The sequence below is a fragment of the Speluncibacter jeojiensis genome (assembly GCF_029589495.1).
Taxonomy (GTDB): Bacteria; Actinomycetota; Actinomycetes; order Mycobacteriales; family Mycobacteriaceae; genus Speluncibacter; species Speluncibacter jeojiensis.
On record NZ_JAAIVF010000003.1, the window covers coordinates 20,147 to 42,019 of the forward strand.

The window sequence follows — 21,873 nt, forward strand, 5'->3', positions numbered from 1 at the left end:
CTGTCGGACGACAGTATCGGACGGGAAAGGCCAGGCGCAGTCAGCTGTTCGCGCTGCCGGGAACAGCGCTTCCTGCTTCCGAGTTCGGTGCGGCGAACAATCTCGGAAGGGGTTCCGTCCACAAGGGTTGGACCGTGACGGTTGAATGAATTCGCATTGTCGGACAGGCGAATTCGCAGTTCACCCGGTTTTGACGGGATTTCTGCCGGGGGATAGCGTCGTGCCGCGAAGGCGAGGGTCACCTCACCGACCGCCTCGCTGCCCTGATCCCGGAAAGGCCCCTGACGATGACGCGCGACCGCACGCATCCAGCCGGACGGTTGGCGCGACCGCTGCTGCTCACCGCCGTGTTCATGCTGCCGGCACTGGTAGTCCGCATCGGTGGACTGCACCCGAACCCTGTTCTCTCCCTTGTTCTGTACGGGGCCGCGGTGGTGGCGGCCAGCTTCGTGCTGGCCTGGGCGGCCGAGGCCGCGCAGGTCGACGTCTCCGGTGGCCTCGCCATCGCCGCGCTGGCCCTGATCGCGGTGCTCCCCGAGTACGCCGTCGACCTCTACTACGCCTACGTCGCGGGCCACGACCCCACCTACACCGCGTACGCCGCAGCCAACATGACCGGGTCGAACCGGTTGCTGATGGGCGTGGGCTGGCCGCTGGTCGTGCTGGTCGCCGCCGCCGTCGCGACCAAGACCACCGGCAAACCGGTCCGGTCACTGGTGCTCGACGCCGGCAACCGGGTCGAGCTCGGGTTCCTGCTGATCGCCGGCGTGCTCGCGTTCGTCATGCCCGCGACCGGCGAGATCCATCTCGTCTTCGGTGTGATCCTGCTTGCCTGGTTCGGCTTCTATCTGTTCAAGCTCACCCGCGGCGAGGTCGAGGAGCCGGAGCTGATCGGTGCGGCCGCCGCGCTCGGCGCGCTGCCGCGCCGGGCCCGCCGCGTGACCGTGCTGGCGCTGTTCGTGGTGGCCGCGGTGGTCATCCTCGTCTGCGCCGAGCCGTTCGCGAACAGTCTCATCGACGCCGGCACCCAACTGGGCATCGATCAGTTCCTGCTGGTGCAGTGGCTGGCCCCGCTCGCCTCGGAGGCGCCCGAGTTCATCATCGCGATCCTGTTCGCCGCCCGCGGCAAGGGTACCCTCGCGATCGCTGCGCTGATCTCGTCGAAGGTCAACCAGTGGACGCTGCTGGTCGGTTCGCTACCGATCGCGTACATGGTCGGCGGCGGCGGCCCGGCGCTGCCGCTCGATGCGCGGCAGGTCGAGGAGATGCTGCTGACCGCCGCGCAGACGATGATGGGTGTCGCGTTGATCCTGTCGCTGCGGTTCGGGCGTAAGGCCGCCTGGGCGCTGCTGCTGTTGTTCGCCGTCCAGTTCCCGATCACCTCCACCGAGGGCCGGTTGTTCCTCACCGCCGTCTACGGCGTCATCGCGCTGGCCGCGTTGCTCGTGCACCGCCGGGAGATCCCGGCCACCCTCGCAGCGGCCTTCCGCAGCCCGACGACCGCGGAAGCGGAGCCTGCATCAGATCCGGGTGAGGTACTCGAGCGCGGCGTCGGCGGCACCGACTCCGCACATGCCGTGGGCACCAGGGCCGGGCGGGGTGGCGGCCGAGCACAGGAACAGTCCCGGGACACCGACCCGGTACGGTGACAGCGTGACGCGCGGGCCGAATATCGTCTGCCGCAGGTCCTTCGACCCGGTGAGGATGTCGCCGCCGGCGAAGTTCGGGTTGTCGCGTGCCACCTCGGCGGTGGACCGGACGGCTCGGCCGACGATGCGGTCGCGGAATCCGGGGGCGAACCGTTCGATCTGCGCGACGATCGCCTCCGTGGCGTCGCCGGCGTAGCCGTTCGGCACGTGCGCGTACGTCCACAGCGGATGAACGTCGCCCGCCGACCGGGTCGGGTCGGCCAGGTACTGCTGACCGACGAGCACGAACGGTCGCTGCGGCATGCGCCCGGCGTGGACGTCGCGTTCGGCGGCCGCAAGCTCACGGAAGGTGCCACCGAGGTGCACGGTCCCGGCGCGGCGGGCGTCCGGGTCGGTCCACGGCACCCCGCGCTCGACGGCGAAGTCCACCTTGAACGCCCCGGGCCCGCGCCGGAAGGCGGTGTAGGCGCGGCGAATCCGACGGGGGAGTCGGTCGCCGAGGATCGCGGCGACCGACTCCGGCGCCAGATCGAACAGCGTGACCTCGGACTGCGGCAGTTGCGCGGCCGTATCGATGCGGGTGCCGGTGACGACACGACCGCCGAGGTCGGCGAGCAGCGCGGCCAGCGCGTCGGTGATCGCGCGCGAACCGCCCTCGGCGACGGCCCAGCCGTGCCGGTGCCCGCCGGTCAGGATGCCCAGGCCGATCGCCGACGTGAGGGGCAGATGCAGCGGCCGGAAAGCGTGCGCGGCCACACCCGCGAACAGCGCCCTCGCCCGCTCGGTGCGGAACAGTCGCGCGAGCACGGCGGCCGGCAGCAGTGTGGGGGCACCGAACCGAGCGAGCGCGAGCGGACGGTGCGGCACCCGCAGCAGCGGACCCATGATGTCCCCGGACAGCAGATCGAACTGTGCCGACGGGCGCTCGAACAGCAGCCGCCAGCGGTCGCCGTCGGCGCCGAGCCCGGCCGCGGTCTCGGCGACCGAACGGTGCAGCACCCCGGCGTTGCCGCCGTCCAGGGGGTGCACACAGTCGACGGAAGGGAGCCGCCAGCGCAGCCCGTAGCGGCCTAGATCGAGCGCGGTCAGCAGCGGCGAGCCGACGGCGAGCGGGTGCGTGGCCGAGCAGTGGTCGACCAGCAACCCCGGCAGCGCGGTCGCGCTGGTGCGGGTGCCGCCGCCGATCTCGTCTGCAGCCTCGAACACCGTCACGGCGACTCCCGCGCGCGCCAGCACGACCGCCGCTGCGAGGCCGTTGGGTCCCGACCCGACCACGTTCGCGGACGCCCCGGCGAACCGGGCGCCGAACGCCGCGCCCATGTCTCACCTCCGGGTTCCGCAGGGCACAATCGCTGGTGATGAACTCGCTTCTGTCAATCATCCCGCTCGCCGCGGTCGACTCGGTCAATGTACTGGCGCTGCTCGCCATCGCCTATGTGTGGCTGTCGAGCGGGTCGCGCGCGGCCTACGTGCGCACCGCCGCCCCCTTCGTGATCGGCGGGGTGTGCGGACTGACGCTGACGTTGGCGTTCTCGTTCACGGTCATCCTCCGACTCGTGCACCGGGTACTGGATTCGTTTCCCCGGCCGCTCGTCACGGCGATCGTGCTGGTGATCGCGCTCGGGGTGATGGCCATGGCGGTGCAGGGGTTCCGCAAGCCGCCGATGTCGCTGCCGGTGCACCGCAAGGTGCGGCCGGCCGCCGCGTACGTGATCGGTTTGGTCACCTGGGGGATCCAGTCCCTCACGTCCGCGCCGTTCTACGCCGCGATCGCCGTGATGGCCCACGACGGCACCGCGACCCGCCTTGCCCTGTCCACCGTGTTCGTGCTGGTCGCGCTCCTGCCGGTCACCACGTTGACGGTTGCGCTCGCACTGTGCCCGGAAGAGACGGGGCGCCGACTGCTCGAGCGGGTGCAGGCGGTGCTGCCGGTGGCCTCGCGGGTGGTGTCGGTCATTCTCGGAGTCGGGGCGGCGGCCGTCGCCGTGATGGCGATCGCCGACCTGCCGGGATAGCAGGCTCACGCCCCGTGCAGATCGCCGGTCAGGTACCGCTGCAGGTTCGGTCCGATCGCGTCGACGATCTGCTCGGGGGACGCGGAGGCGAGGGGTTCCATCGCGAGCACGTAGCGCATCATCGCCAGCCCCATCAGCTGGGTGGCGACGAGGTTCATCCGCCACTTCGCGAGGACGGGGTCGGGTTCGATCGCCCCGCACAGCGGTTCGAGCGCGCGTTTGAGCAGGAACTCACGCAACAGTTCCGAGCCCGTCTGGTGAGTCAGGGATCCGCGCAACAGTGCGCCCGCAGCGAGCCCGGACGGCGAATCCCACACGCCCAGCGCGGTGGTCAGCAACCGCTCGGCGAGTTCCTCGCGGGGGCCCTCGACGACGAGATGGATGTACTGGCGCGGGTCGAACGGGATGCTCACCGTCTCCAGGAACAGCTTCTCCTTGGTTCCGAAGTAGTGGTGCACCAGCGCGGGGTCGACGTCCGCGGCGGCGGCGATCTCGCGGACCGACGTGGCGTCGTATCCGCGCCTCGCGAACGCCTCGCGGGCGGCGGCGAGGATGAGTTCGCGGGTGGGCTGGTGGCCGGGGCGGCGTCCGGCACGGCGCTTGCCGGCCATCAGGTCGGCGCCTCCTGCCGGGCGGTCTGTTCGATCAGCACGAGCTTCTCCTCGAGCGTCGCCGGCACCGCGGTCGTCGCCGCCGGGATCGCCGCGGCGGCGAGTGCCTCCTGCACCCGCGCGGCCACGGCGCCGGCGACCCGCACCGAACGGCCCGCGAGAGTGACCGGGAGCCCGGCCGCGGTCAGCGCGGTCAGCGCGCCGGCCCAGTTGTCGGTGTGCACCGCGACCGCCCGCTCGTCGCCGATGATGTCGTCGACGCTGCCGCGGGCGACCAGGCGACCTCGCGACATGATCACCAGGCGGGTGCACTGGCGGGCCTCCTCCATGTAGTGCGTGGTGACCAGCACCCCGCAGCCCGTCTCGGCCTGGTCATGGATGGTGTCCCACAGCCGGGTGCGGGCCAGTGGGTCGACGCCCGAGGTGGGCTCGTCGAGGACGATCAGTTCGGGTCTGTGCAACAGCGCGCAGTGGAAGGCGAGTCGTCGCTGCAATCCGAGGGGGAGCGCGCCCACCTGGCGGGTGGCCACCGCGGCGAGCGCATCGGGCAGCGGCGGACCGTCCACGTCGAACGCCTCGGCGACGAAGTCGACGTTCTCGCGGACCGACAGCTCCCGGTACAGCCCGAGGCCCTGCGGCATGTAGCCGAGCCGGCGCCGGGTCTGCCGCGACGGAGGCCCGCCGAAGACGGCGAGGGTGCCGACGTTCGCCGCCTCGAGTCCGAGGATCATCCGGATCAGCGTGGTCTTGCCGGCGCCGTTCGCACCGATCAGCCCGACGATCTCGCCGGGGCGCACGGTCAGCGACATGTCGGCGACCGCGGTGAACTTCCCGAATCGCTTCCACACGCCCTGCACGTCGACGGCGGCGGGCTCAGTCACGGCGCGCCTCCTCACGGGCGAGCATCAGTGCGATCACCGCATCCTCGAGATCGACGTCGCCAGGAGAGGAACTCGCCACCTCGTTCGGCCGCCAGATGCGGAAGTCCGTTCCCCGCCGCCAGCACCGGTGCGCATCGACCCCGTCGGGGCGGGTCCCCGACGACGTGATCGCGCCGGGCAGCGAGGAAACGATGTCGTCGGGGCTGCCGAAGCCGAGGGTGTGGCCCTCGTCGAGTACCAGCACCCGGTGAGCCCGCTGCGCCTCGTCGAGGTAGGTGGTCAGCAGCAGCACCGCGGCGCCGCCGGCCGCAGCCTCGGCGATCAGCTGCCACAGCTGCACCCGGCTGACCGGGTCCACCCCGGTGCTCGGCTCGTCGAGCAGCAGCACCTCGGGGTCGGGCAGCATCGCCAGGCAGAACCCCAGTTTCTGGCGCATGCCGCCGGATAGTTGCGCGCCGAGCCGACCGCCGACGTGGTCGAGTCCGGCGCGAGAGAGCAATCGTGCACGGCGTTCGGCGAGGGAATCCCGGGGGATCGAGTAGGCCTCGGCGACGAAGTCGACGTTCTCGTCCACCGACAGGTCGCCCCAGACGCCCGAGGTGCTCGGCTGAACCCCGACGCGGCGACGGTCGGGCATCGTGACCGTGCCCGTACCGACGGGGACCCTGCCGGCGAGCGCCCCGAGAAGGGTGGTCTTGCCGGCGCCGTCGCCGCCGACGACCGCGGTGACCTGACCGGGTGGCAGATCGATGGTGACGTTGGTCAACGCTGCGATGCCCCCGAATCTGACGGTGACATCGACTGCACCCCAGTCGATGTCGTCTGGACGGGCCATCTGTCGGCCGGTCACGGCTCGGCCACCGCTGCCGGCGCGGTGGGGACTGCTGACGTGTGTGGGCGTGCCGGGGCGATGGTGCGGGTCAGTCGGATGACGGCGGCGCCGAAGATCAGCACGGCCATGACCGTGAGCACCACCAGCGGGATCCACATCGTCGACCAGTCGGCGGCGCGGAGCATGACCCCCTGGGAGATCTTGGTGAAATAGGTCAGCGGCAGGATGTAGCCGATCCAGCGAACCCCTGCGGCCATCGACGCCAGTGGAAAGATCATGCCCGACAACAGAATCTGCGGCAACAGCACCATCAGCGCGCCCTGGATCGCCTGGCCTGTGGTCTTCGAGACCGTCGAGATGAACACGCCCAGTCCCAGCACCGCGAACAGGAAGATCGCCGCGCCGAGCGCGAAGATCGCGACATTGCCGTTGAACGGGACCCCGAAGATCCACATCCCGAGCAGCGTCACCACGATCATGTCGAGCGCGGCCAGCAGGAAGTAGGGGATGATCTTGCCGAGGATCACCGCCGCCGGCGAGAACGGCATCACCGCAAGCTGTTCGAGCGTGCCGGATTCACGTTCCTTGACCAAGCCGATGCTGGTGATGATCGTGCCGATGAACGTCAGGATCAGCCCGATGATCGCGGGGACCATCACCCACGAGGTCTTCAGGTAGGGGTTGAACAGCACCTGGGACTGGATCCGATCACCCATCCGGGCTACCGCCACCTTCGCCGACTGCGCGGCGAACAGGTCCGACCCGTCGATGTAGACCATCGGCCGCGGCGAATCGGCGACGAACACCAGGTCGGCCTTGGCGTCCCGCAGATAGTCGCGCGCGGTGGCGTCGGTGCCCGCCGGGTCGACGGTGGCCACGTGCAGGACGTCCGATGCCTCCGGGTTGGACTCGATCGCCTGCTCGACCCCTGCCGCCTGCGGGCCGAAGACGCCCACCCGGAGTTCGGACACGGTGAAGTTCGCCGCGAAGCCGAACACGATGAGCAGCAACAACGGCAGACCCACCAGCATGCCCATCGTGCGCCGGTCGCGCCTGAGTTCGCGGAACTCCTTGACGATCATCGCGCGCATCAGGGCCTCCTCGAATCGCGTAATTCACCATACGGTGAATTACTGCGGTTGAGAAGAGTTCCGGTGGATCACTTGCGCTTTGCCGCTTTCGCGGCGGCCTTGGCGGCCTGCTTGAACTCGCGCACCTCGAGCAGAGTCTGCTTGTCGACGACATCCGCGATCGACCGGCGGGACCCGTCCTGCCCGTAGTCGCCGGCCGCCTGGCGCCATCCCGTCGGCTGCACGCCGAGTTGCTTGCCGAGCAGCGCCAGGAAGATCCGGGCCTTCTGATCGCCGTAACCGGGCAATGCCTTGAGCCGCTTGAGAACGGTCTTGCCGTCGGGATCGCCGGTGGTCCAGAGGGCCGAGACATCACCGTCGTACTGCTCGACGAGGTGGCGGGACAGGGTCTGGATGCGCTCGCCCATCGACTTCGGGAACCGGTGCACCGCCGGGGTCTGCGCGCACACGGCGACGAACTCGTCCGGGTTCATCTCCGCGATCGCGTGCACGTCGAGGCCGCCGAGCCTGTCCTGCAACTTCTTCGGCCCCGCGAACGCGGTCTCCATCGGCACCTGCTGGTCGAGCAACATACCCACGAGCAGGGCGAACGGGTCCGAGGACAACAATGCGTCGGCCGCGCGGTCGCCGACGAGGTTCAAGGTGACAGCCATGGGCCGATCCTGCCATCCGTGGCGGCGCAAACCCGCCGTTCACTGCACGTTCGCCGGGGCGTCGCGGGATCACCATCGCCGCGTGGAATTTATTCGTTAGACAACCTACATGCGACTCAGGGGCGATCGACGCGGCGGCGGAAGTGCATTCCTGGCGGGTCTGGGCGCGGCGGTCCTCATCGGCGGGGTCACCGCCGCGACGGCCACCGCGAGCGGGGCGGTCGGCAGCGTGGGGGTGCCGGGCGGTTCGAGCCAGGGCGCCGTCATCTCGAGCACCGGGCTGAAGCGGGGGCAGATCAAGCACGTCTGGCTGATCATCCTGGAGAACAAGTCGTACGACGCGACATTCACCGGCCTCAACCAGAACAGCTATCTGTGGAAGACGTTGCCCGCCCAGGGTGCGCTGCTCAAGAACTACTACGGCACCGGGCACTCCAGCCAGGACAACTACCTGTCGATGGTGTCCGGCCAGGCGCCGCAGGAGGACACCCAATCCGACTGCAGTGTCAAGGACTTCGACTTCGGCAGCAACGCCACGGTCGTGCGGTCCGGCCCGAACCGCGGCCAGGTCGCCTCGGCGGCGAACGCCGCGCAGCCCAGCGGCGCGAACGCACCGAACGGCGCCAACGGCTGCACCTATCCCACCGCCGCGCCGACACTGTTCAACCAGCTCGACGCCGCCGGCAAGACCTGGAAGGGCTACGCACAGGACCTCCGCGACCAACCCGGCCGCGAGGACGCGGTGTGCGGCGGACCGGGAACCGCGGAGAACAACCCGACCACGAACCCGACCTACATGAGCGCGACCGCGCAGCACCCGCTGCCCGCGGGCGTGACCAGCCTCACCGGCGCCCAGCCCAACGACCAGTACGTCGCCAAGCACTTCCCGTTCCCGTGGTTCCACAGCATCACCGGTACCGTCGGGCCCGACGGGACGACGGCACCCGGGCTGACCACCCCGGTCCAGGGCGGCAACGACTGCGACGTTGCGCACGTCGCCAACCTCGACAGCGCGGCGGGCGGACTGTTCCACGATCTGCAGCACGCGTCGACCACGCCGGCATTCAGCTGGATCACGCCGAACAACTGCAGCGATGCGCACGACGCGGTGTGCAGGGGCAACAACCTCTCCGGGGCGTTCGGAGCCGACGGGGAGCCCGTCTATCAGCAGCCGAACCCGGATCCGGAGGTGACCACGCCGCGCAACCACATCGGCGGCCTGTACGCCGCAGACAAGTTCCTCGAGTACTACATCCCGATGATCGAGAAGTCCCCGGCGTTCGAGGACGGCGGCCTGATCGATGTCACCTTCGACGAGGGCACGCCGCCGTTCACCTACTCCGGCAACAGTTTCAACAACGCCGATGCCTACGGGCCGACCCGTGGTGACCGCGCGGACGCGACCAGCGGTATCGCCGCCGACGCGGCGGGAGAGAACTTGTTCGGCAGAAACGTAGCCTGGGAGCCGACCGGACCCAACTCGACGCTCGGCGCCGACGCGGGGGGCCGCCAGCTCTATCCCGGGCCGGGCAACAACGCCTTCATCGACCGGCCCCCGGCCTGTGCCGTGGCGCAGTCGCCGGACGACTGCGTGCCCGGGATCGTGCGCGGCGGCTCCGGTGACAGTCCCGGGCCGCGTACCGACACCGTCACCGCGGGAACGACGTCATCGTTCGTCCAGGACCGGAAGATCCTCGCCGACGACACCGGCCGCATCGTCACCGACACCGCCGACAGGACCGGACCGGGCGCGGCCGGACCGATCCCGCCGAACACGTTTGTGGGCACCGTCAGCGACACCGGACCGCTACCGGCAAAGACCGGATCCGACCCGGTCACCGACGGCTCGTTCCAACTCGTCGACGCGGCCGGTAACCCGGTGACGCCCACCGGTCCGGTCACCACGCTCACCCTCAGCGGCGAAGGGGCACCGGGGCACCTCACGCCCGGCGAGACCGCCGATCCGCTCTACGACGCCGACGACCCGACGCCCGGCGGCGGCGTGACCGGGAGCGTGCTCATCAGCCCGCTGATCACGCCAGGCACGGTCAGCACCACCTACTACAACCACTACAGCTGGCTGCGCACGATGGAGGACGTCTTCGGGGTCGGCGCCGGACACGACCACGCCCCGCTGCCCGGCGACAGCACCGTCTCGGGCGGACGGGACGGCCGCGGCCACCTCGGTTTCGCCGCTCAACCCGGACTGGCGCCGTTCGGGCCGGACGTGTTCACCGCCGCCGGCCGGCGCGGGCCCCGGTGAGCAGCCGTGGCGCGTCGGCGGTCGGCCTCGGTGTCTGCGGGGCTGCGCTGCTCGCCGGGTGTGCCGCCCCGGGCTCCGCGGCCGACACCTATGGGGTATTGCCGGCCTACCTGAATGCGGTTGCCGCGCATCATGATGCCCCGGTGACCGCCAGTGCGCTGCGGCCGGCACTGGTCGGCGAGGGCGAGGTCGTGACGGTGCAGTTGGGCGAGGGAACGGTCACCGCGCAGGTCACCGGTCCGGAGGTGCCCGGCGAGGGCCTGCCCTTTCAGTCGCCGGCCACCACCTGCACCTGGACGGTGACACTCGGCAACGCCGGCGCGCCCACCCCGATCGACCCGGCCGGCTTCACCGCGCTCGATCACTTCGGCCACGTGTATCCCGTGGCCGAAGTGGTCGGTCGGCCCGCCCCGCCCGCAGCGCTGGAACCCGGTCGGACCGTGAGCTTCCAGGTGCGTGCGGTCCTGCCCACCGGCGAGGGCCTGATGCGCTGGGCCCCGAACGGCAGGGACATCGTGGTCTCCTGGGACTTCGAGGTCGAGAACGACTGAGCCGGGCGGCTTTGGTTGCGCCGGTTCAGTGCCGGCAGAGCCACTCGGTCCCGTAGTGGGCGGCGTTCCCACCCTCGAGATGCACCCAGGTCCCGGCGCCGTCGTCGCACGGGGCGCCCGCCACCCGGCCCTGCGTGTCCCCGCCCGAGGTGTTGCCGGTGGTGGAAAGGCTGCTGTCGCCGCCGTTCTCGTTGGGATCGGTGCCGGCGCCGTGATTCGGGTTGGTGCAGATCGTGCCCTCGCAGGGGACATACGACCCGTCGCCGTCGGGATCGGGGATCGCGTTCGGCCCGACATAACTGCCGGCCGGGCAGCCCGGGTCCTGGTTCTGCGCGCAGTATTGCTCGGACAGATTGTTGCCCGTGGACCCGTCGGCGCCGCGGTCTCCCTGGTTCCCCGGGGTGGGATTCGGCGGCGGATTCGGTGCCGGTGACGGCGCAGTGTGGTCGCCGCTGCCCGTATCTCCGCTGGTCGTTTCCGGCGCCGGGGTGTTGTGCGTGGTGGGTGCGGCGGTCGTCGTTGCCGCCGGTGTCGTGGTGGAGGCAGGTGACGGGGAGGTGCTCGAACATGCGCCGCCGGTCGCGAGAGCGCCGGCGAGCGCAACGATGGTCAAGAGCCGCTTCATGGGAATCTCCTGATGGGCACTTCTTGTCGTACTGAGTCTGTGCGATTCCGTCCGGATACCGGGGGAAATCCCACGAAGTCACGAGGCGGGCAGGCTATTGTGCTACGCACCATGGCTACTCGACGGTTCACCGGCCGCGACGGTACCGAGCTCGCCTGGCACGAGACCGGGGCCGGCCGGCCGCTGATCTTCCTGCCCGGTTTCGGCGGGCAGGGCTCTCGCCTGCTCGACTACGGCCCGGCCCGCGCACTCGCCGCACGCGGCCATCGCGTCCTCGCTCCGGACTCGCGCGGATCCGGCGACAGCGCGGCGACCAACGGATCCCCGCGGTTTTCGCCGGACGTCCTCGCGGACGACGGGTTTGCGCTCATCGCGCACCTGGGGCTCGGCGACGGGGACTACGACCTGGCGGGGTACTCGCTCGGCGCACGGATCGTGGTGCGCATGCTGGCCCGGGGCGCTCGGCCGGGCCGTGCCATCGTCGCCGGTCAGGGGCTGGCGAAGATCAGTGGACCGCAGCAGGGCGGGGCAAATCATCGCGCGCTCACCGCCATCGTCGACGGCGCCACGATCGAACCGGACTCGCCCGAGGCGCGACAGGCGCAGATGATCTCACGGACTGGGGGCGATCCCCGGGCGATGCTGGGCGTGCTCGACTCGCTGGTCCCGACTCCCGAGCCCGCCCTGCGCCGCATCGACGTGCCGACGCTCGTCGCGATCGGGGATCGGGACGAACGCGACGACGCCGACCAGTTGGCAGCCCTCCTGCCGCATGCCCGGTTCGTCCGCGTGCCGGGCGATCACGGGAGTGCGCTTGCCGCACCCGAACTGGCCGCCGAGATGGTTGCGTTCCTGGCCGGAGGGTAGAAGGAGCACACCGCAGCGGGCGGCGACGTAGCGTTCGTTGACCCGGCCTGCCGACAGATGCCGCAGTGCCGCAAGGAGATACCGCGGCATCGAGACGGAGTCCATCGCGCACCGACCACCGCCCGCACAGCGATTGCATCGACCACTGGTCGTTGCTCAACGTGCGCAACAGTGCCACCAACTCCGCGCGTTCGGCACGGATGTGCACTCTCACGTCCGTACGTGCACGCTAGCCCTGTTGCGGTGGTGCCTTCTCCGCCCCGTCGACTGACCGGCGGATGAAGGCGCAGGTGCCGTCGTGCCAGACCGCGGCGTCGGTCGCCATGAAGTGGCCGCCGCGCACGGACGCCCAGGTGGCGTCCATGCCCCTGCTCCGGCATCGTGCCACCTGGCGACGCGACGCCGCCGGATCGGTCCAGGTGTCGTTGTCGCCGTGGATGACCAGCAACCGGCAGTGCTCCGGGATGCCGGCGCTGTCGTTGTCCGGCCACCACGGGGCCAGCGCTGCCACCGCGACGACCCCGTCGCCGGTCGCCAGGTGCGCGGCGACACGTCCGCCCATCGAGTGGCCGACCAGTACGAGCGGCGCAGCGGGGTGGAGTGTGCGGATCCGGTCGAGCGCCCACTGTGCGTCGCGCAACGCCTCCCGCGGGGGAGCGTTCCAGCCGCGCCGTCGATAGCGCACCCGGTAGACCGCGACGCTCCGGTCGTCGCGCGCGATGCGGCGGGCGAAGTCCGCCATGCGCAGGTTCGCCAGCTGCCATGGGCGGGATTTCTTCGTGCTGAACACCTTCCCGCCGGGCAACACCAGTACCACGCCGCGTGGGTGCGGTGGCGCCGCATGTGCGATCAGCGTGGGTTCCGCACGGAGGGTCATGGACCGGACAATACGGTGAACAACCGTAGGGCGGTGGCCCGGTGGTCGCCGAGGCGCTCGCCGAGTCCCGCGGTGGCCTGCTGCATCAGGTCCGCGAAGTCGCCCTCGGTTCCGTTGTCGACGACCGACCCGATCCGGGCCGCCGCCGCGCCGAGCAGCTTGCGCACCGCCGCGCCGTGCGGATTGCCCGACTGCACATCCCAATACACCTCGGGTGTGCCGCCGCCGATGCGCGCCAGCAGCGCCATGGCGGTCGCGGCCGGGGGAGTGGCGGCCGCCTCGAGCAACTCCGGAGACAGCCCTGGATCGGACTGTGCCAGATCCGACAATGCCAGCCCGAACGTGAGTACCGCCGCGTGCACCAGCGCCTGGGTCGCCGCCGACAGACGGTCGTGGGCGTCGGCCTCGACCGGCACGACACGGCAGCCTTGCCTGCCCAGCAACTCCAGGAAGTCCTCCGTGCGCGGCCCTGAGCGGTGACCGACCGTGGCGACCGGCCGTCCCCGCGGCTCCAGATCGGGGGAGAAGAGCGGGTTGATCCCGAGAGCCTGCCAGCGGCCTCCCGCGGCGGCGACAGCCCGCGCGGCCTGCGCCTTCACCGACAGCGTCTCGACGAGCAGCGCGCCGTCGCGAAGATCCGGGGCCAGCACCGGGATCGCCGCGAGCGCCGCCTGCGCGGGTACCGCGAGCACCACCGTGTCGGCGGCGCGCAGGGCATCGCGCAGCGGCGCGTCCGGTCCGGTGATGTCCGAATGCAACTGTGCGGCGGCGTTGTCCGGGTCGGTCACGACGACGGCATCCCCGGCGGCGCGCATCATCGCCGCCACCCACTGCCCGACCGCGCCGCCGCCGGCGACCACAACCCGATCGCCGGTCACCGCTGCGCCGTCCGCTCCGGATCGGCGACCTCGGCCAGCGCGCGCCGCATCGCGACCGCCTTCACGAACGTCTCCTCGAGTTCGTCCGCCGGGTCCGACAGTGCGACGATCGCCCCGCCGATCCCGAACCGGACCTCACCGGCCGCGGCGACCAGGGTGCGGATCACGATCGACAGGTCCGCGGTGCCGGTGAGCGAGAAGTAGCCGATGGCGCCCGAGTACACGCCGCGCGGGCCCTGCTCGAGCCGGTCGATGATCTCCATCGTGCGCAGCTTCGGCGCGCCGGTCATCGACCCTCCGGGGAAGGACGCGCGCACGCAGTCGATCGCGGACCGGCCCTCCTCGAGGCGCCCGCGGACCGTCGAGACAAGTTGGTGCACGGCTGAATACGTCTCCACGTCGAAGAGCCGATGCACGTGCACGGACCCCGGCTCACACACCCGCGACAGGTCGTTGCGCACCAGGTCGACGATCATCAGGTTCTCCGCGCGGTCCTTCTCGCTGGCCTCCAGTTCCGCATGGAGGAATTCGTCAGCCTCGGGGGTCGCGCCCCGCGGACGGGTGCCCTTGATCGGCTTCGACTCGACCACGCGGTGCCGGTCGATCTTCAAGAAGCGTTCCGGCGAGGCGCTCATCACCGCCGTCTCACCGAAGTTCAGCAGCGCGTTGTACGGGGTGGGGCTGAGCCGGCGGAGCACCCCGAAGGTGCTCACCGGATCCAGCGACTGGCTGACCGTCGCCATGTTGGTCAGGCACACCTCGTACGACTCGCCGGAACTGATCTCGTCGAGGCAGTCACCGATCAGTCGCAGATAGTCCTGCGGACCGTGCCGCAGCCGGATCCGCACGTCCTCACCGTTGCGGAGCAGCGGCAGCGCCGGCGCGGGGCGGTGCCGCTCCGGGTACTCGTCGAGCTCGACGAGTATGGCGGCGGTGTCGGTGAGCCAACGCCGTGACTCCGGGTCACCCGCACGTTCGGACAGGCAGGCGAGATGACACAGCCCGGACACGTGGTCGATGATGACCGCACGGTCGGCGAACACCATGGCGGCATCGGGTTCGGTCGAACGGTGCACCACCCGGGCTCCGGCGTCGCCCTTGAGTTCGTAGCCCAGGTAGCCGACATAGCCCAGGGCGAAGCCGCCCGGCAGATCGGCGACGGGCTCGACGGCCCGCGCCGAGAGCTGCGCGGCGAGGTAGTCGAAGAACCGGCCGGGCACGTGCTCCGTTGGTCGCCCCGCACGTTCGACGGAGACCCGTTGCGCAGCTATGTCATAGGTGACGAACTCGGCGCGCGGCCCCGAGCAGTCGCCGAGAACACTGATGCGCTCGTCGGCCTCCGCCGCAGAGGTCCCGTCGAGCCAGAACGCGCGCGCGGACCCGCCGAAGAGTGCCTCGAACACCATCTCGGGGTTCAGTCTCCGGTCGATCGGCTCGGTTTCGACGACGTAGCGCGGCGGTGTCTGCGAGCGCGGCCGCGGCGGCGCCGCAGACACCGTGTGCGGTGCGGTCTGGCCCGGAGGTGCGAGCACGGCCTGACGGCGCAGCGACCGACCGCCGTTGAGCGAGAGCGCGCGGAAGTTCGCCAGCAGATCGGCGCCGTACTCGGTGCTGATCGATTCGGGGTGGAACTGCACGCCCCACAGCAACCGGGTGCGGTGCCGCACGCCCATCACCAGCCCGTCCTCGGTCCACGCGGTCAACTCCAGATCGTCGGGCACCCGGTCGGCCATCAACGAGTGGTAACGGACCGCGGAGAACGGGGAGGGCAGTCCGGAGAAAAGGTCCTCGCCCACATGGGAGATCGGCGAGGTGCGGCCGTGCATGGGGATCGGCGCCCGGACGACGTCGGCGCCGAAGGCCTGACACAGGCCCTGGTGGCCGAGGCAGACGCCGAGCACCGGCAGGACGCCGTCGGCCAGAACCCGTGCGCTGATGCCGAAGTCACGGGCACGGTCGGGCCGGCCGGGGCCGGGGGAGATGACGACGTTGTCGAACCGGCGCAGATCGACGTCGTCCCAGTCGATGTCGTTGGCGGCGACGGTGGGTGTCCGGCCGTTCACCCGGGTGAGCAGATCGAACAGGTTGTAGGTGAACGAGTCGTAATTGTCGATGAGCAGCGTCCGAGTGGGCATCGATCACCTCGCACCGCGACGTCGCTCCGCATCGAGCGGTCCGGGCGGCCCGGTGCGCCGGGCCCCGTCCTGGCCGGCGATCACCTCGTCCTCCACGCGACACGCCTCGTCGATCACCAACCGGTACAGCTCGTCGAGGAACTCCGGGGAGAGATGGTGTTCGCGGGCATAGTGTTCGGCGTGCTCGTGGACCGCGGCCATGCGCCCGGGCTGCAGCATCGGAATCGCGTGTGCACGTTTGACCAGGGCGATTCTGGTACACAGTTCGATTCGGTCCCGCACGATGTCGAGCAGGCGATCATCGAGGCGATCCAGATCTGCGCGCAGCGACTCGAGTTGTCGTTCGGCGCCGATGCCGCGGGCATCCGGAGTGCGCTGTTGGGTCGGTCTGCTCACTGGACAGTCCCCCTCAGGCCGCGGCCGAGGCCGCCACTGGTGTCGACCTCGACGGCCCGCCGACTCCGATCACCGAGTCGACACGACCGCCGGGGTCTGGTGCTACCCGACTGTCACTCAATGCTCTCACGGCGGCGAGGACCGCGTCCGGAAATGATCATCCGTACGACACGAAGCCGCCCCGGGCACACGGCCCGGGGCGGCTTCGGCAGCTGTCGATGTGCGGTCAGGCGCCGCGACGCTTGGCCTTGAGAAGGTCCAACCGCTCGTTGAGCAGCACCTCGAGGTCCTCGAGCGAACGACGCTCGAGCAGCATGTCCCAGTGCGTGCGCGGCGGCTTGCCCTTCTTCACCTCGGGTGCGGCACCCTCGAGCAGGGTGCCCTCGAGCCCGTTGCGGCACATCCAGGTGCCCGGGATCTCCGCATCGTCGGCGAACGGGACGTCGAACTCTTCACCGTTGTCGCAGCGGTAGCGAGCCATCCGACGCGGCGCCAGATCGTGATCACGATCGGTCTCGTAGCTGACCGAACCGAGTCGGCTGCCTCGAAGAACTCGATCTGCCATGGTCAGTGTCCTTTCACTTCGTCAGGTACCCGCATGCCCCCGGCAGCGGAGCGTCTTCTCGAAAACGCGTCTGCATGGATAACGCAGGGGGACGGTCGACAGTTCCCGCCCGCGCGGGCGCGCCGATCCAGCCGGTCCATCCTAGCGGCCACGATCCGAGACAGTAGGGTCGGTGCTCATGGCGAGACGACCCGAGGCGTGTGCCTGGTGCGGCCGCGAATTCACCGACACCGAGTTGGGGCGTCGCCGCCGCTACTGCCGGCAGTCGTGCCGCCAGCGTGCGTACGAGCAGCGCAATGCGGTCAAGGGCACCGCGATCGCGCCGGACGCCACCGTGTTGACCTCCGCCGAGACCGTCTCGCTCGCCGACCGCTCCTATGAGGCGCGCTGCGCCGCCGAGGACGTGGCCACCGCGATCGGTGAAGGTGCCGGCACCGCGGAGCTACTGGTGTTGTCCCACCGCGCGGTGCGGCTCGCCCGCGAGGCCGAACGGCTGCGCTGACCGCGGCCCTGCACCGCCGTCCAGCCTGTGCGTTAGCCCACAGTTCCGGCGAACCGCCTAGTTTCTATAACAGGTTCACTTAACGTGCCGTCTCGGTACAGGCATTCGTTCACAGCACTGCACACATTGAGTCGGGGATGGTCATGCTCAAGGAACTGCACGCAACCGCGACGATCGACGTCGACAACCCCACCTTCGGGCACTGGGTGGAGCAGGGCCGCAAGGCCGACGACGCCGGCGTGGTCCGCTATCTCGAATTGCTCAGGGCCATGGCCGCGGTCGGACGACTGCGGGCCGGATCGCCCCTGTCCTGATCCGTGGTAGGCGACCGCTCTGGAACGTGTTCTATACGGGCGCGGTCCAGTCGAGCAGCTCATCGAGCGACCAGGTGTTGATCACCCGCTCGGGCTCGATCCCGTGCTCCTGGGCACGCTCGCAGCCGTACCCGAGCCAGTCCAGCTGACCGGGCGCGTGTGCGTCGGTGTCGATCGCGAACAGGCAGCCCTCGGCGCAGGCGAGCTCGAGCAGGCGGCCCGGCGGGTCGCGGCGCTCGGGACGGCAGTTGATCTCGACGGCGGTGTCGTGGTCCCGACACGCCCGGAACACCTTCTGCGCGTCGAAGGTGGACTCGGGGCGGGTTCCGCGCGCACCCTGCACCAGCCGTCCGGTGCAGTGACCGAGTACGTCCACGTGCGGGTTGCGTACCGCGGCGACCATGCGGCGGGTCATCGTGGCCCGATCGTCGCGCAGGTGGGAGTGCACACTGGCGACGACGACGTCGAGCTCGGCGAGCAGATCCTCGTCCTGATCCAGCGAACCGTCGTCGCAGATGTCGACCTCGATGCCGGTGAGCACGCGCATCGGCGCCACGCGCTCGCCGAGTTCGGCGATCACGCCGAGCTGGGTGCGCAGTCGTTCCGGCGAGAGCCCGTGGGCGATGGTCAGGCGAGGCGAGTGATCGGTGACCGCACAGTAGCTGTGACCCAGCCGCTCGGCGGTGGCCATCATCTCGTCGAGCGGGCTGCCGCCGTCGGACCAGTCCGTGTGGGTGTGCAGGTCGCCGCGCAGCCGGTCACGCAGATCGCCGCCGCCGGAGATCGGCTCCGCGTCCGATCGCAGTTGCGTCAGGTAAGCGGGCACCGATTCCGCTGATTCGCGGATCACCGCCGCCGTCTTCGCGCCGATGCCCGGCAGTGCGTCCCAACCGCCCGTCGCCGCGCACTTCTCGATCTCGCGGTCGCCGAGTCCGTCGAGGACGTCGGCGGCCCGCCGATACGCATTGATCCGGTAGCCGTCCGCGCGGGCACGTTCGAGCCAGAACGCGATCTCCCGCAGCGCCCCCGCCGGGTCGGTCACCCAGCCGGCGAACCTCTCCGCCATGGTTCCATCGTCCACCGGATCCGGCCGCGTGTGGCGCGAACGCGCGGCCGGATCCCGGACGATGACCGACGGCTACCGGGTGAGCTGCGTGCGGAACGCCTCCAGGCGGGCGACGTGGCTGGGCCGACGCCGGACCACGGCCCACGCGATGCCGAGGACCACGAACCACACCGGCGTCACCAGCAGCGCCTGGAGGGTGTCGTGCTTCTGGGTGAAGGCCCAGATCAGGAAGACGAAGAAGGCCAGCACCACGTAGCACATGACGACCCCGCCGGGCATCTTGTAGGTCGACGCCTCGTGCAGCTCCGGACGCCGGCGGCGGTACACCAGGTAGCTGATCAAGATGATCGACCACACGAACATGAAGCACAGCGACGAGATGGTCGTGACGATCGTGAACGCCTCGATGATCGAGCTGCCCGCGGCGACCATCACGACGCCGGTGAGCAGGAACAGCCCGGACAACAGCAGCGCGTTGGCCGGCACCCGCCGCGACGTCAATCGTCCGAACAGCCGCGGCGCGTCACCCTCGTGCGCCAGGCCGTACACCATGCGGGAGGTCGAGTAGATGCCCGAGTTCGCCGACGACGTGGCCGACGTCAGCACGACGAAGTTGATCACCGAGGCAGCGATGCCGAGCCCGGCGAGCGAGAACATCGCGACGAACGGGCTGTGGTCGGCGCTGATCTCGCGCCACGGTGTCACCGAGATGATCACGATGAGCGCGACGACGTAGAACAGGGCGACGCGCACCGGGATCGAGTTGATGGCCTTCGGCAGGTTCTTCTCGGGGCTCTTGGTCTCGGCGGCCGCGGTGCCGACCAGTTCGATGCCGACGAACGCGAAGGTGGCGATCTGGAAGCCCGCGACGAAGCCCATCGGCCCGGTCGGGAAGAAGCCGCCGTCGTTCCACATGTTGGAGAACTGCGCAACCGCACCCCCCGGGGCGGTGAAGTGGCTGAAGATCATCACCAGACCGACGACGACCAGCGCGACGATGGCGACGATCTTGATCAGTGCGAACCAGAATTCGGTCTCGCCGAAGGCCTTGACCGTGGGCAGGTTCAACACGACCAGCAGCACTACGGCGCCGAGCGCGGGGATCCACAGCGGTGCCCCGTGCCACCAGTAGTTGACGTACCCGGAGATGGCCACCACGTCGGCGATGCCGGTGACGATCCAACAGAACCAGTAGGTCCAGCCGGTGAAGAACCCCGCCCACGGGCCGAGCAGGTCGGCCGCGAAGTCCGCGAAGGACTTGTAGTTCAGGTTCGACAGCAGCAGCTCACCCATCGCCCGCATGACGAAGAACAGCATCGCGCCGATGATCATGTACACGAAGATCACCGACGGCCCGGCGAGCGAGATCGTCTTGCCCGAGCCCATGAACAGTCCGGTGCCGATCGCCCCGCCGATGGCGATCAGCTGGATGTGCCGGTTGGACAGTTCCCGCGAGAGCCGCGGCTCACCATTGCGCGCGGGTTCGTCCGCGGCACCGGAACCGGAACGCGCCTGGGTGATCTCGGACATCGGCAAACCTCATGATCTCGGGCGGGAAGGTGCGGCCGGGCGAACACTCCCGCCCGGTTCGTGCGTTCACGAGTTCGGCGACTCGCGAATGCGACGACCGTTTGCCGGCGCGCGTGGCTGCGCGGGCCATCATATCCCCGGCCGGCGTGCCGCGCGCCACAGTCGAAGCGCTCAGGCGGCTCCGTGCCGGCTCTGCGCGGCTGCCGGCAGCGGCGAGGGGGCAGTGCCGCCGGCCGGCCCGGGGACGGCCGCGGGCTCGAGTCGTGCCGGTGCCGGCGTGACCCCCGGAACCTTCGGATCGGCGCCCGCAGTCTTCGGGTCCGCGGCGGGCTCACCGGGCTTGACCGGCGGCGGGCAGAAGATCAGGCACGGCAGCGGCGGCAACGTGATCACCGGCAGCGGGGGCAGCGCGGGCGGCGCGCTCGCTGCCGGCGGCGGGCAGAAGATCAGGCACGGCAGCGGCGGCAACGTGGACGATCCCAGGCCGATCGGCAGGCCCGGTGTGGCCGGCAGCCCCGGAATGGCAGGTAATCCCGGAAGCGCGGGGGCCGTCGGAACCGGAGCTGGGGCGGGAGCAGGCGGAGCGGCCGGCGGCGGGGTCGGAAGTGAGAGGTTGTCCACCGGTTGGACGCCGGTCAGACCGCTCGACGGGTCGGAGTAGTCGGCGGCGTCGATCAACGACGGCAGCGAGGCCATCGGCATGGCATCCACACCGAGCGAGTACGCCGTCGCCCAGGCCAGCACGGTCTGCGCATAGGCAGCGGAATGGTTGTAGGACAAGATCGCCGCGAACTCGTTGCTGGGCACCGCGAGGTTCTTGCCCGACGAGCACAGCAGGCGCGCGGCCCCGTAGCTGGCGTCGAAGATGTTGTTCGGGTCGATCTTTCCGTCGCCGTTGCCGTCTGCACCGTACTTCGCCCAGGTGGCCGGCATGAACTGCATGGGCCCGACGGCGCGCTCGAAGCCGCCGCCGGCGTTGCGCACGACCTCGTTGCCCGGCAGGTGCCCGTCGAGCACCGGCCCGAGGATCGGGTTGAGCGTATTGCCGTGCAGATCGAACCGGCCACCGTCGCCGTGGTCGGACTCGACCTTGCCGATGCCGGCGAGCAGCGCCGCCGTGATGTGACAGTTCGGGTCGGCGGAGTTCATCCGGTCCGCCGCGCTCTGGTACGCGGCCATCGCGAGGACCGGGATGGCCCGCAGGCCCACGGGTGCCGGTCCGGTCAGCAGCGCCGGCGCACCGAGCGCGGGCATCGACTGAGCCGGAGCGGCCGGAGGAGTCGGCGCGGGCGGAAGAGCCGCTGGGGTGAGGGGCCGGGCCTGCTGCGTCCCGGGCGCGCCGGAGGCGGCGAGGTCCGCGATCACGACCCGCGGAGCGTCCGCCTCCTGTGAACCGGAGTTCCCCCCGGAACCCGCCGCGGCGATCAACCCGCACGGAGTGATCGCCGCGATCATGAAGGTGCACACCTTCAGTGCCCGTCGTGCCGATGTCGACTCAGAACCCATAAGCGAATTACCCCAAACTCCCCGTCACACAGTGGTTCAGACGCTACATCGCCGAACCGCTGCCGC

The 21,873-nt window shown here is 70.1% G+C and carries 21 protein-coding genes and 1 pseudogene; 7 read left to right on the forward strand and 15 right to left on the reverse strand.

The annotated features are described in order from the left end of the window. Nucleotides 1–287: 287 nt before the first annotated feature. Nucleotides 288–1,508, forward strand: a pseudogene (locus G4X40_RS10885) (sodium:proton exchanger); the annotation flags it as partial. Between the two features lie 12 nt (nt 1,509–1,520). Here the strand turns inward: G4X40_RS10885 and G4X40_RS10890 are convergent. Next, on the reverse strand, nt 1,521–2,969 hold the full coding sequence (locus G4X40_RS10890) for a phytoene desaturase family protein (RefSeq protein ID WP_277832436.1): 1,449 nt from the start codon (nt 2,967–2,969) through the stop codon (nt 1,521–1,523). Nucleotides 2,970–3,007: 38 nt separating this feature from the next. Here G4X40_RS10890 and G4X40_RS10895 point away from each other — a divergent pair, with 38 nt between their 5' ends. Continuing rightward, nucleotides 3,008–3,664: a hypothetical protein gene (locus G4X40_RS10895; protein WP_277832438.1), complete on the forward strand. Its 657-nt coding sequence runs from the start codon at nt 3,008–3,010 to the stop codon at nt 3,662–3,664. 5 nt (nt 3,665–3,669) lie between these two features. Here the strand turns inward: G4X40_RS10895 and G4X40_RS10900 are convergent, their stop codons facing one another. The 5 genes from G4X40_RS10900 to G4X40_RS10920 all read right to left on the reverse strand — a co-directional run bounded on the left by G4X40_RS10900 (nt 3,670) and on the right by G4X40_RS10920 (nt 7,732). After that, nucleotides 3,670–4,275 (reverse strand): TetR/AcrR family transcriptional regulator, encoded by a 606-nt coding sequence (locus G4X40_RS10900; RefSeq protein ID WP_277832439.1) that lies wholly within the window; start codon nt 4,273–4,275, stop codon nt 3,670–3,672. Beyond that, nucleotides 4,275–5,084, reverse strand: coding sequence for an ABC transporter ATP-binding protein (locus G4X40_RS10905; RefSeq protein WP_277833054.1), 810 nt, complete (start codon nt 5,082–5,084; stop codon nt 4,275–4,277). Before G4X40_RS10905 ends, G4X40_RS10900 begins: the two co-directional genes overlap by 1 nt. Before the next feature lie 64 nt (nt 5,085–5,148). Further along, the gene (locus G4X40_RS10910; RefSeq protein WP_277832441.1) at nt 5,149–6,006 is read right to left on the reverse strand and encodes an ABC transporter ATP-binding protein; all 858 of its coding nucleotides are present in this window, start codon (nt 6,004–6,006) and stop codon (nt 5,149–5,151) included. Then, nucleotides 6,003–7,070 (reverse strand): ABC transporter permease, encoded by a 1,068-nt coding sequence (locus G4X40_RS10915; RefSeq protein WP_408642195.1) that lies wholly within the window; start codon nt 7,068–7,070, stop codon nt 6,003–6,005. Before G4X40_RS10915 ends, G4X40_RS10910 begins: the two co-directional genes overlap by 4 nt. A 77-nt stretch (nt 7,071–7,147) precedes the next feature. Beyond that, nucleotides 7,148–7,732 carry an HhH-GPD-type base excision DNA repair protein gene (locus G4X40_RS10920; RefSeq protein WP_277832445.1) on the reverse strand — a complete coding sequence of 195 codons (585 nt, stop codon included), beginning with the start codon at nt 7,730–7,732 and terminating at the stop codon, nt 7,148–7,150. Between the two features lie 109 nt (nt 7,733–7,841). Here G4X40_RS10920 and G4X40_RS10925 point away from each other — a divergent pair, with 109 nt between their 5' ends. Together G4X40_RS10925 and G4X40_RS10930 are read left to right on the forward strand one after the other, a co-directional pair. Continuing rightward, nucleotides 7,842–9,995 (forward strand): alkaline phosphatase family protein, encoded by a 2,154-nt coding sequence (locus G4X40_RS10925; protein ID WP_277832447.1) that lies wholly within the window; start codon nt 7,842–7,844, stop codon nt 9,993–9,995. Then, entirely contained in the window at nt 9,992–10,546 is a 555-nt protein-coding gene (locus G4X40_RS10930; RefSeq protein ID WP_277832449.1) for a hypothetical protein, read from the forward strand. The genes G4X40_RS10925 and G4X40_RS10930 overlap by 4 nt, the downstream gene beginning before the upstream one ends. 25 nt (nt 10,547–10,571) lie before the next feature. On the opposite strand, the gene G4X40_RS10935 is transcribed toward G4X40_RS10930, so the two are convergent. Continuing rightward, nucleotides 10,572–11,171, reverse strand: a complete 600-nt coding sequence (locus G4X40_RS10935; RefSeq protein ID WP_277832451.1) for a hypothetical protein — start codon at nt 11,169–11,171, stop codon at nt 10,572–10,574. A 111-nt stretch (nt 11,172–11,282) separates the two neighbouring features. Here G4X40_RS10935 and G4X40_RS10940 point away from each other — a divergent pair, with 111 nt between their 5' ends. After that, a complete protein-coding gene (locus tag G4X40_RS10940; RefSeq protein ID WP_277832453.1) occupies nt 11,283–12,038 on the forward strand; it encodes an alpha/beta fold hydrolase in 756 nt (251 codons plus the stop codon). A 229-nt stretch (nt 12,039–12,267) separates the two neighbouring features. Here the strand turns inward: G4X40_RS10940 and G4X40_RS10945 are convergent, their stop codons facing one another. From G4X40_RS10945 to G4X40_RS10965, 5 genes are all read right to left on the reverse strand, one after another. Then, on the reverse strand, nt 12,268–12,915 hold the full coding sequence (locus G4X40_RS10945) for a dienelactone hydrolase family protein (RefSeq protein WP_277832455.1): 648 nt from the start codon (nt 12,913–12,915) through the stop codon (nt 12,268–12,270). Continuing rightward, on the reverse strand, nt 12,912–13,793 hold the full coding sequence (locus G4X40_RS10950; protein ID WP_277832457.1) for a prephenate dehydrogenase/arogenate dehydrogenase family protein: 882 nt from the start codon (nt 13,791–13,793) through the stop codon (nt 12,912–12,914). Before G4X40_RS10950 ends, G4X40_RS10945 begins: the two co-directional genes overlap by 4 nt. Then, nucleotides 13,790–15,928, reverse strand: a complete 2,139-nt coding sequence (pabB, locus tag G4X40_RS10955) for an aminodeoxychorismate synthase component I (RefSeq protein WP_277832459.1) — start codon at nt 15,926–15,928, stop codon at nt 13,790–13,792. The genes G4X40_RS10950 and pabB overlap by 4 nt, the downstream gene beginning before the upstream one ends. Nucleotides 15,929–15,931: 3 nt before the next feature. Continuing rightward, on the reverse strand, nt 15,932–16,324 hold the full coding sequence (locus G4X40_RS10960) for a chorismate mutase family protein (RefSeq protein WP_277832461.1): 393 nt from the start codon (nt 16,322–16,324) through the stop codon (nt 15,932–15,934). A gap of 226 nt (nt 16,325–16,550) precedes the next feature. Further along, a complete protein-coding gene (locus tag G4X40_RS10965) occupies nt 16,551–16,889 on the reverse strand; it encodes an RNA polymerase-binding protein RbpA (protein WP_277832463.1) in 339 nt (112 codons plus the stop codon). A 178-nt stretch (nt 16,890–17,067) separates the two neighbouring features. On the opposite strand from G4X40_RS10965, the gene G4X40_RS10970 reads away from it, so the two are divergent. Further along, nucleotides 17,068–17,391, forward strand: coding sequence for a hypothetical protein (locus G4X40_RS10970; protein ID WP_277832466.1), 324 nt, complete (start codon nt 17,068–17,070; stop codon nt 17,389–17,391). A gap of 137 nt (nt 17,392–17,528) precedes the next feature. Beyond that, nucleotides 17,529–17,705, forward strand: coding sequence for a hypothetical protein (locus G4X40_RS10975; protein ID WP_277832468.1), 177 nt, complete (start codon nt 17,529–17,531; stop codon nt 17,703–17,705). 31 nt (nt 17,706–17,736) lie between these two features. Here G4X40_RS10975 and G4X40_RS10980 read toward each other — a convergent pair whose 3' ends face one another. The 3 genes from G4X40_RS10980 to G4X40_RS10990 all read right to left on the reverse strand — a co-directional run bounded on the left by G4X40_RS10980 (nt 17,737) and on the right by G4X40_RS10990 (nt 21,756). Continuing rightward, the gene (locus G4X40_RS10980; protein ID WP_277832469.1) at nt 17,737–18,771 is read right to left on the reverse strand and encodes a PHP domain-containing protein; all 1,035 of its coding nucleotides are present in this window, start codon (nt 18,769–18,771) and stop codon (nt 17,737–17,739) included. A 72-nt stretch (nt 18,772–18,843) separates the two neighbouring features. Further along, nucleotides 18,844–20,301, reverse strand: coding sequence for a D-serine/D-alanine/glycine transporter (cycA, locus tag G4X40_RS10985; RefSeq protein ID WP_277832471.1), 1,458 nt, complete (start codon nt 20,299–20,301; stop codon nt 18,844–18,846). Nucleotides 20,302–20,472: 171 nt separating this feature from the next. After that, nucleotides 20,473–21,756, reverse strand: a complete 1,284-nt coding sequence (locus tag G4X40_RS10990) for a lytic transglycosylase domain-containing protein (RefSeq protein ID WP_277832473.1) — start codon at nt 21,754–21,756, stop codon at nt 20,473–20,475. Nucleotides 21,757–21,873: the final 117 nt, after the last annotated feature.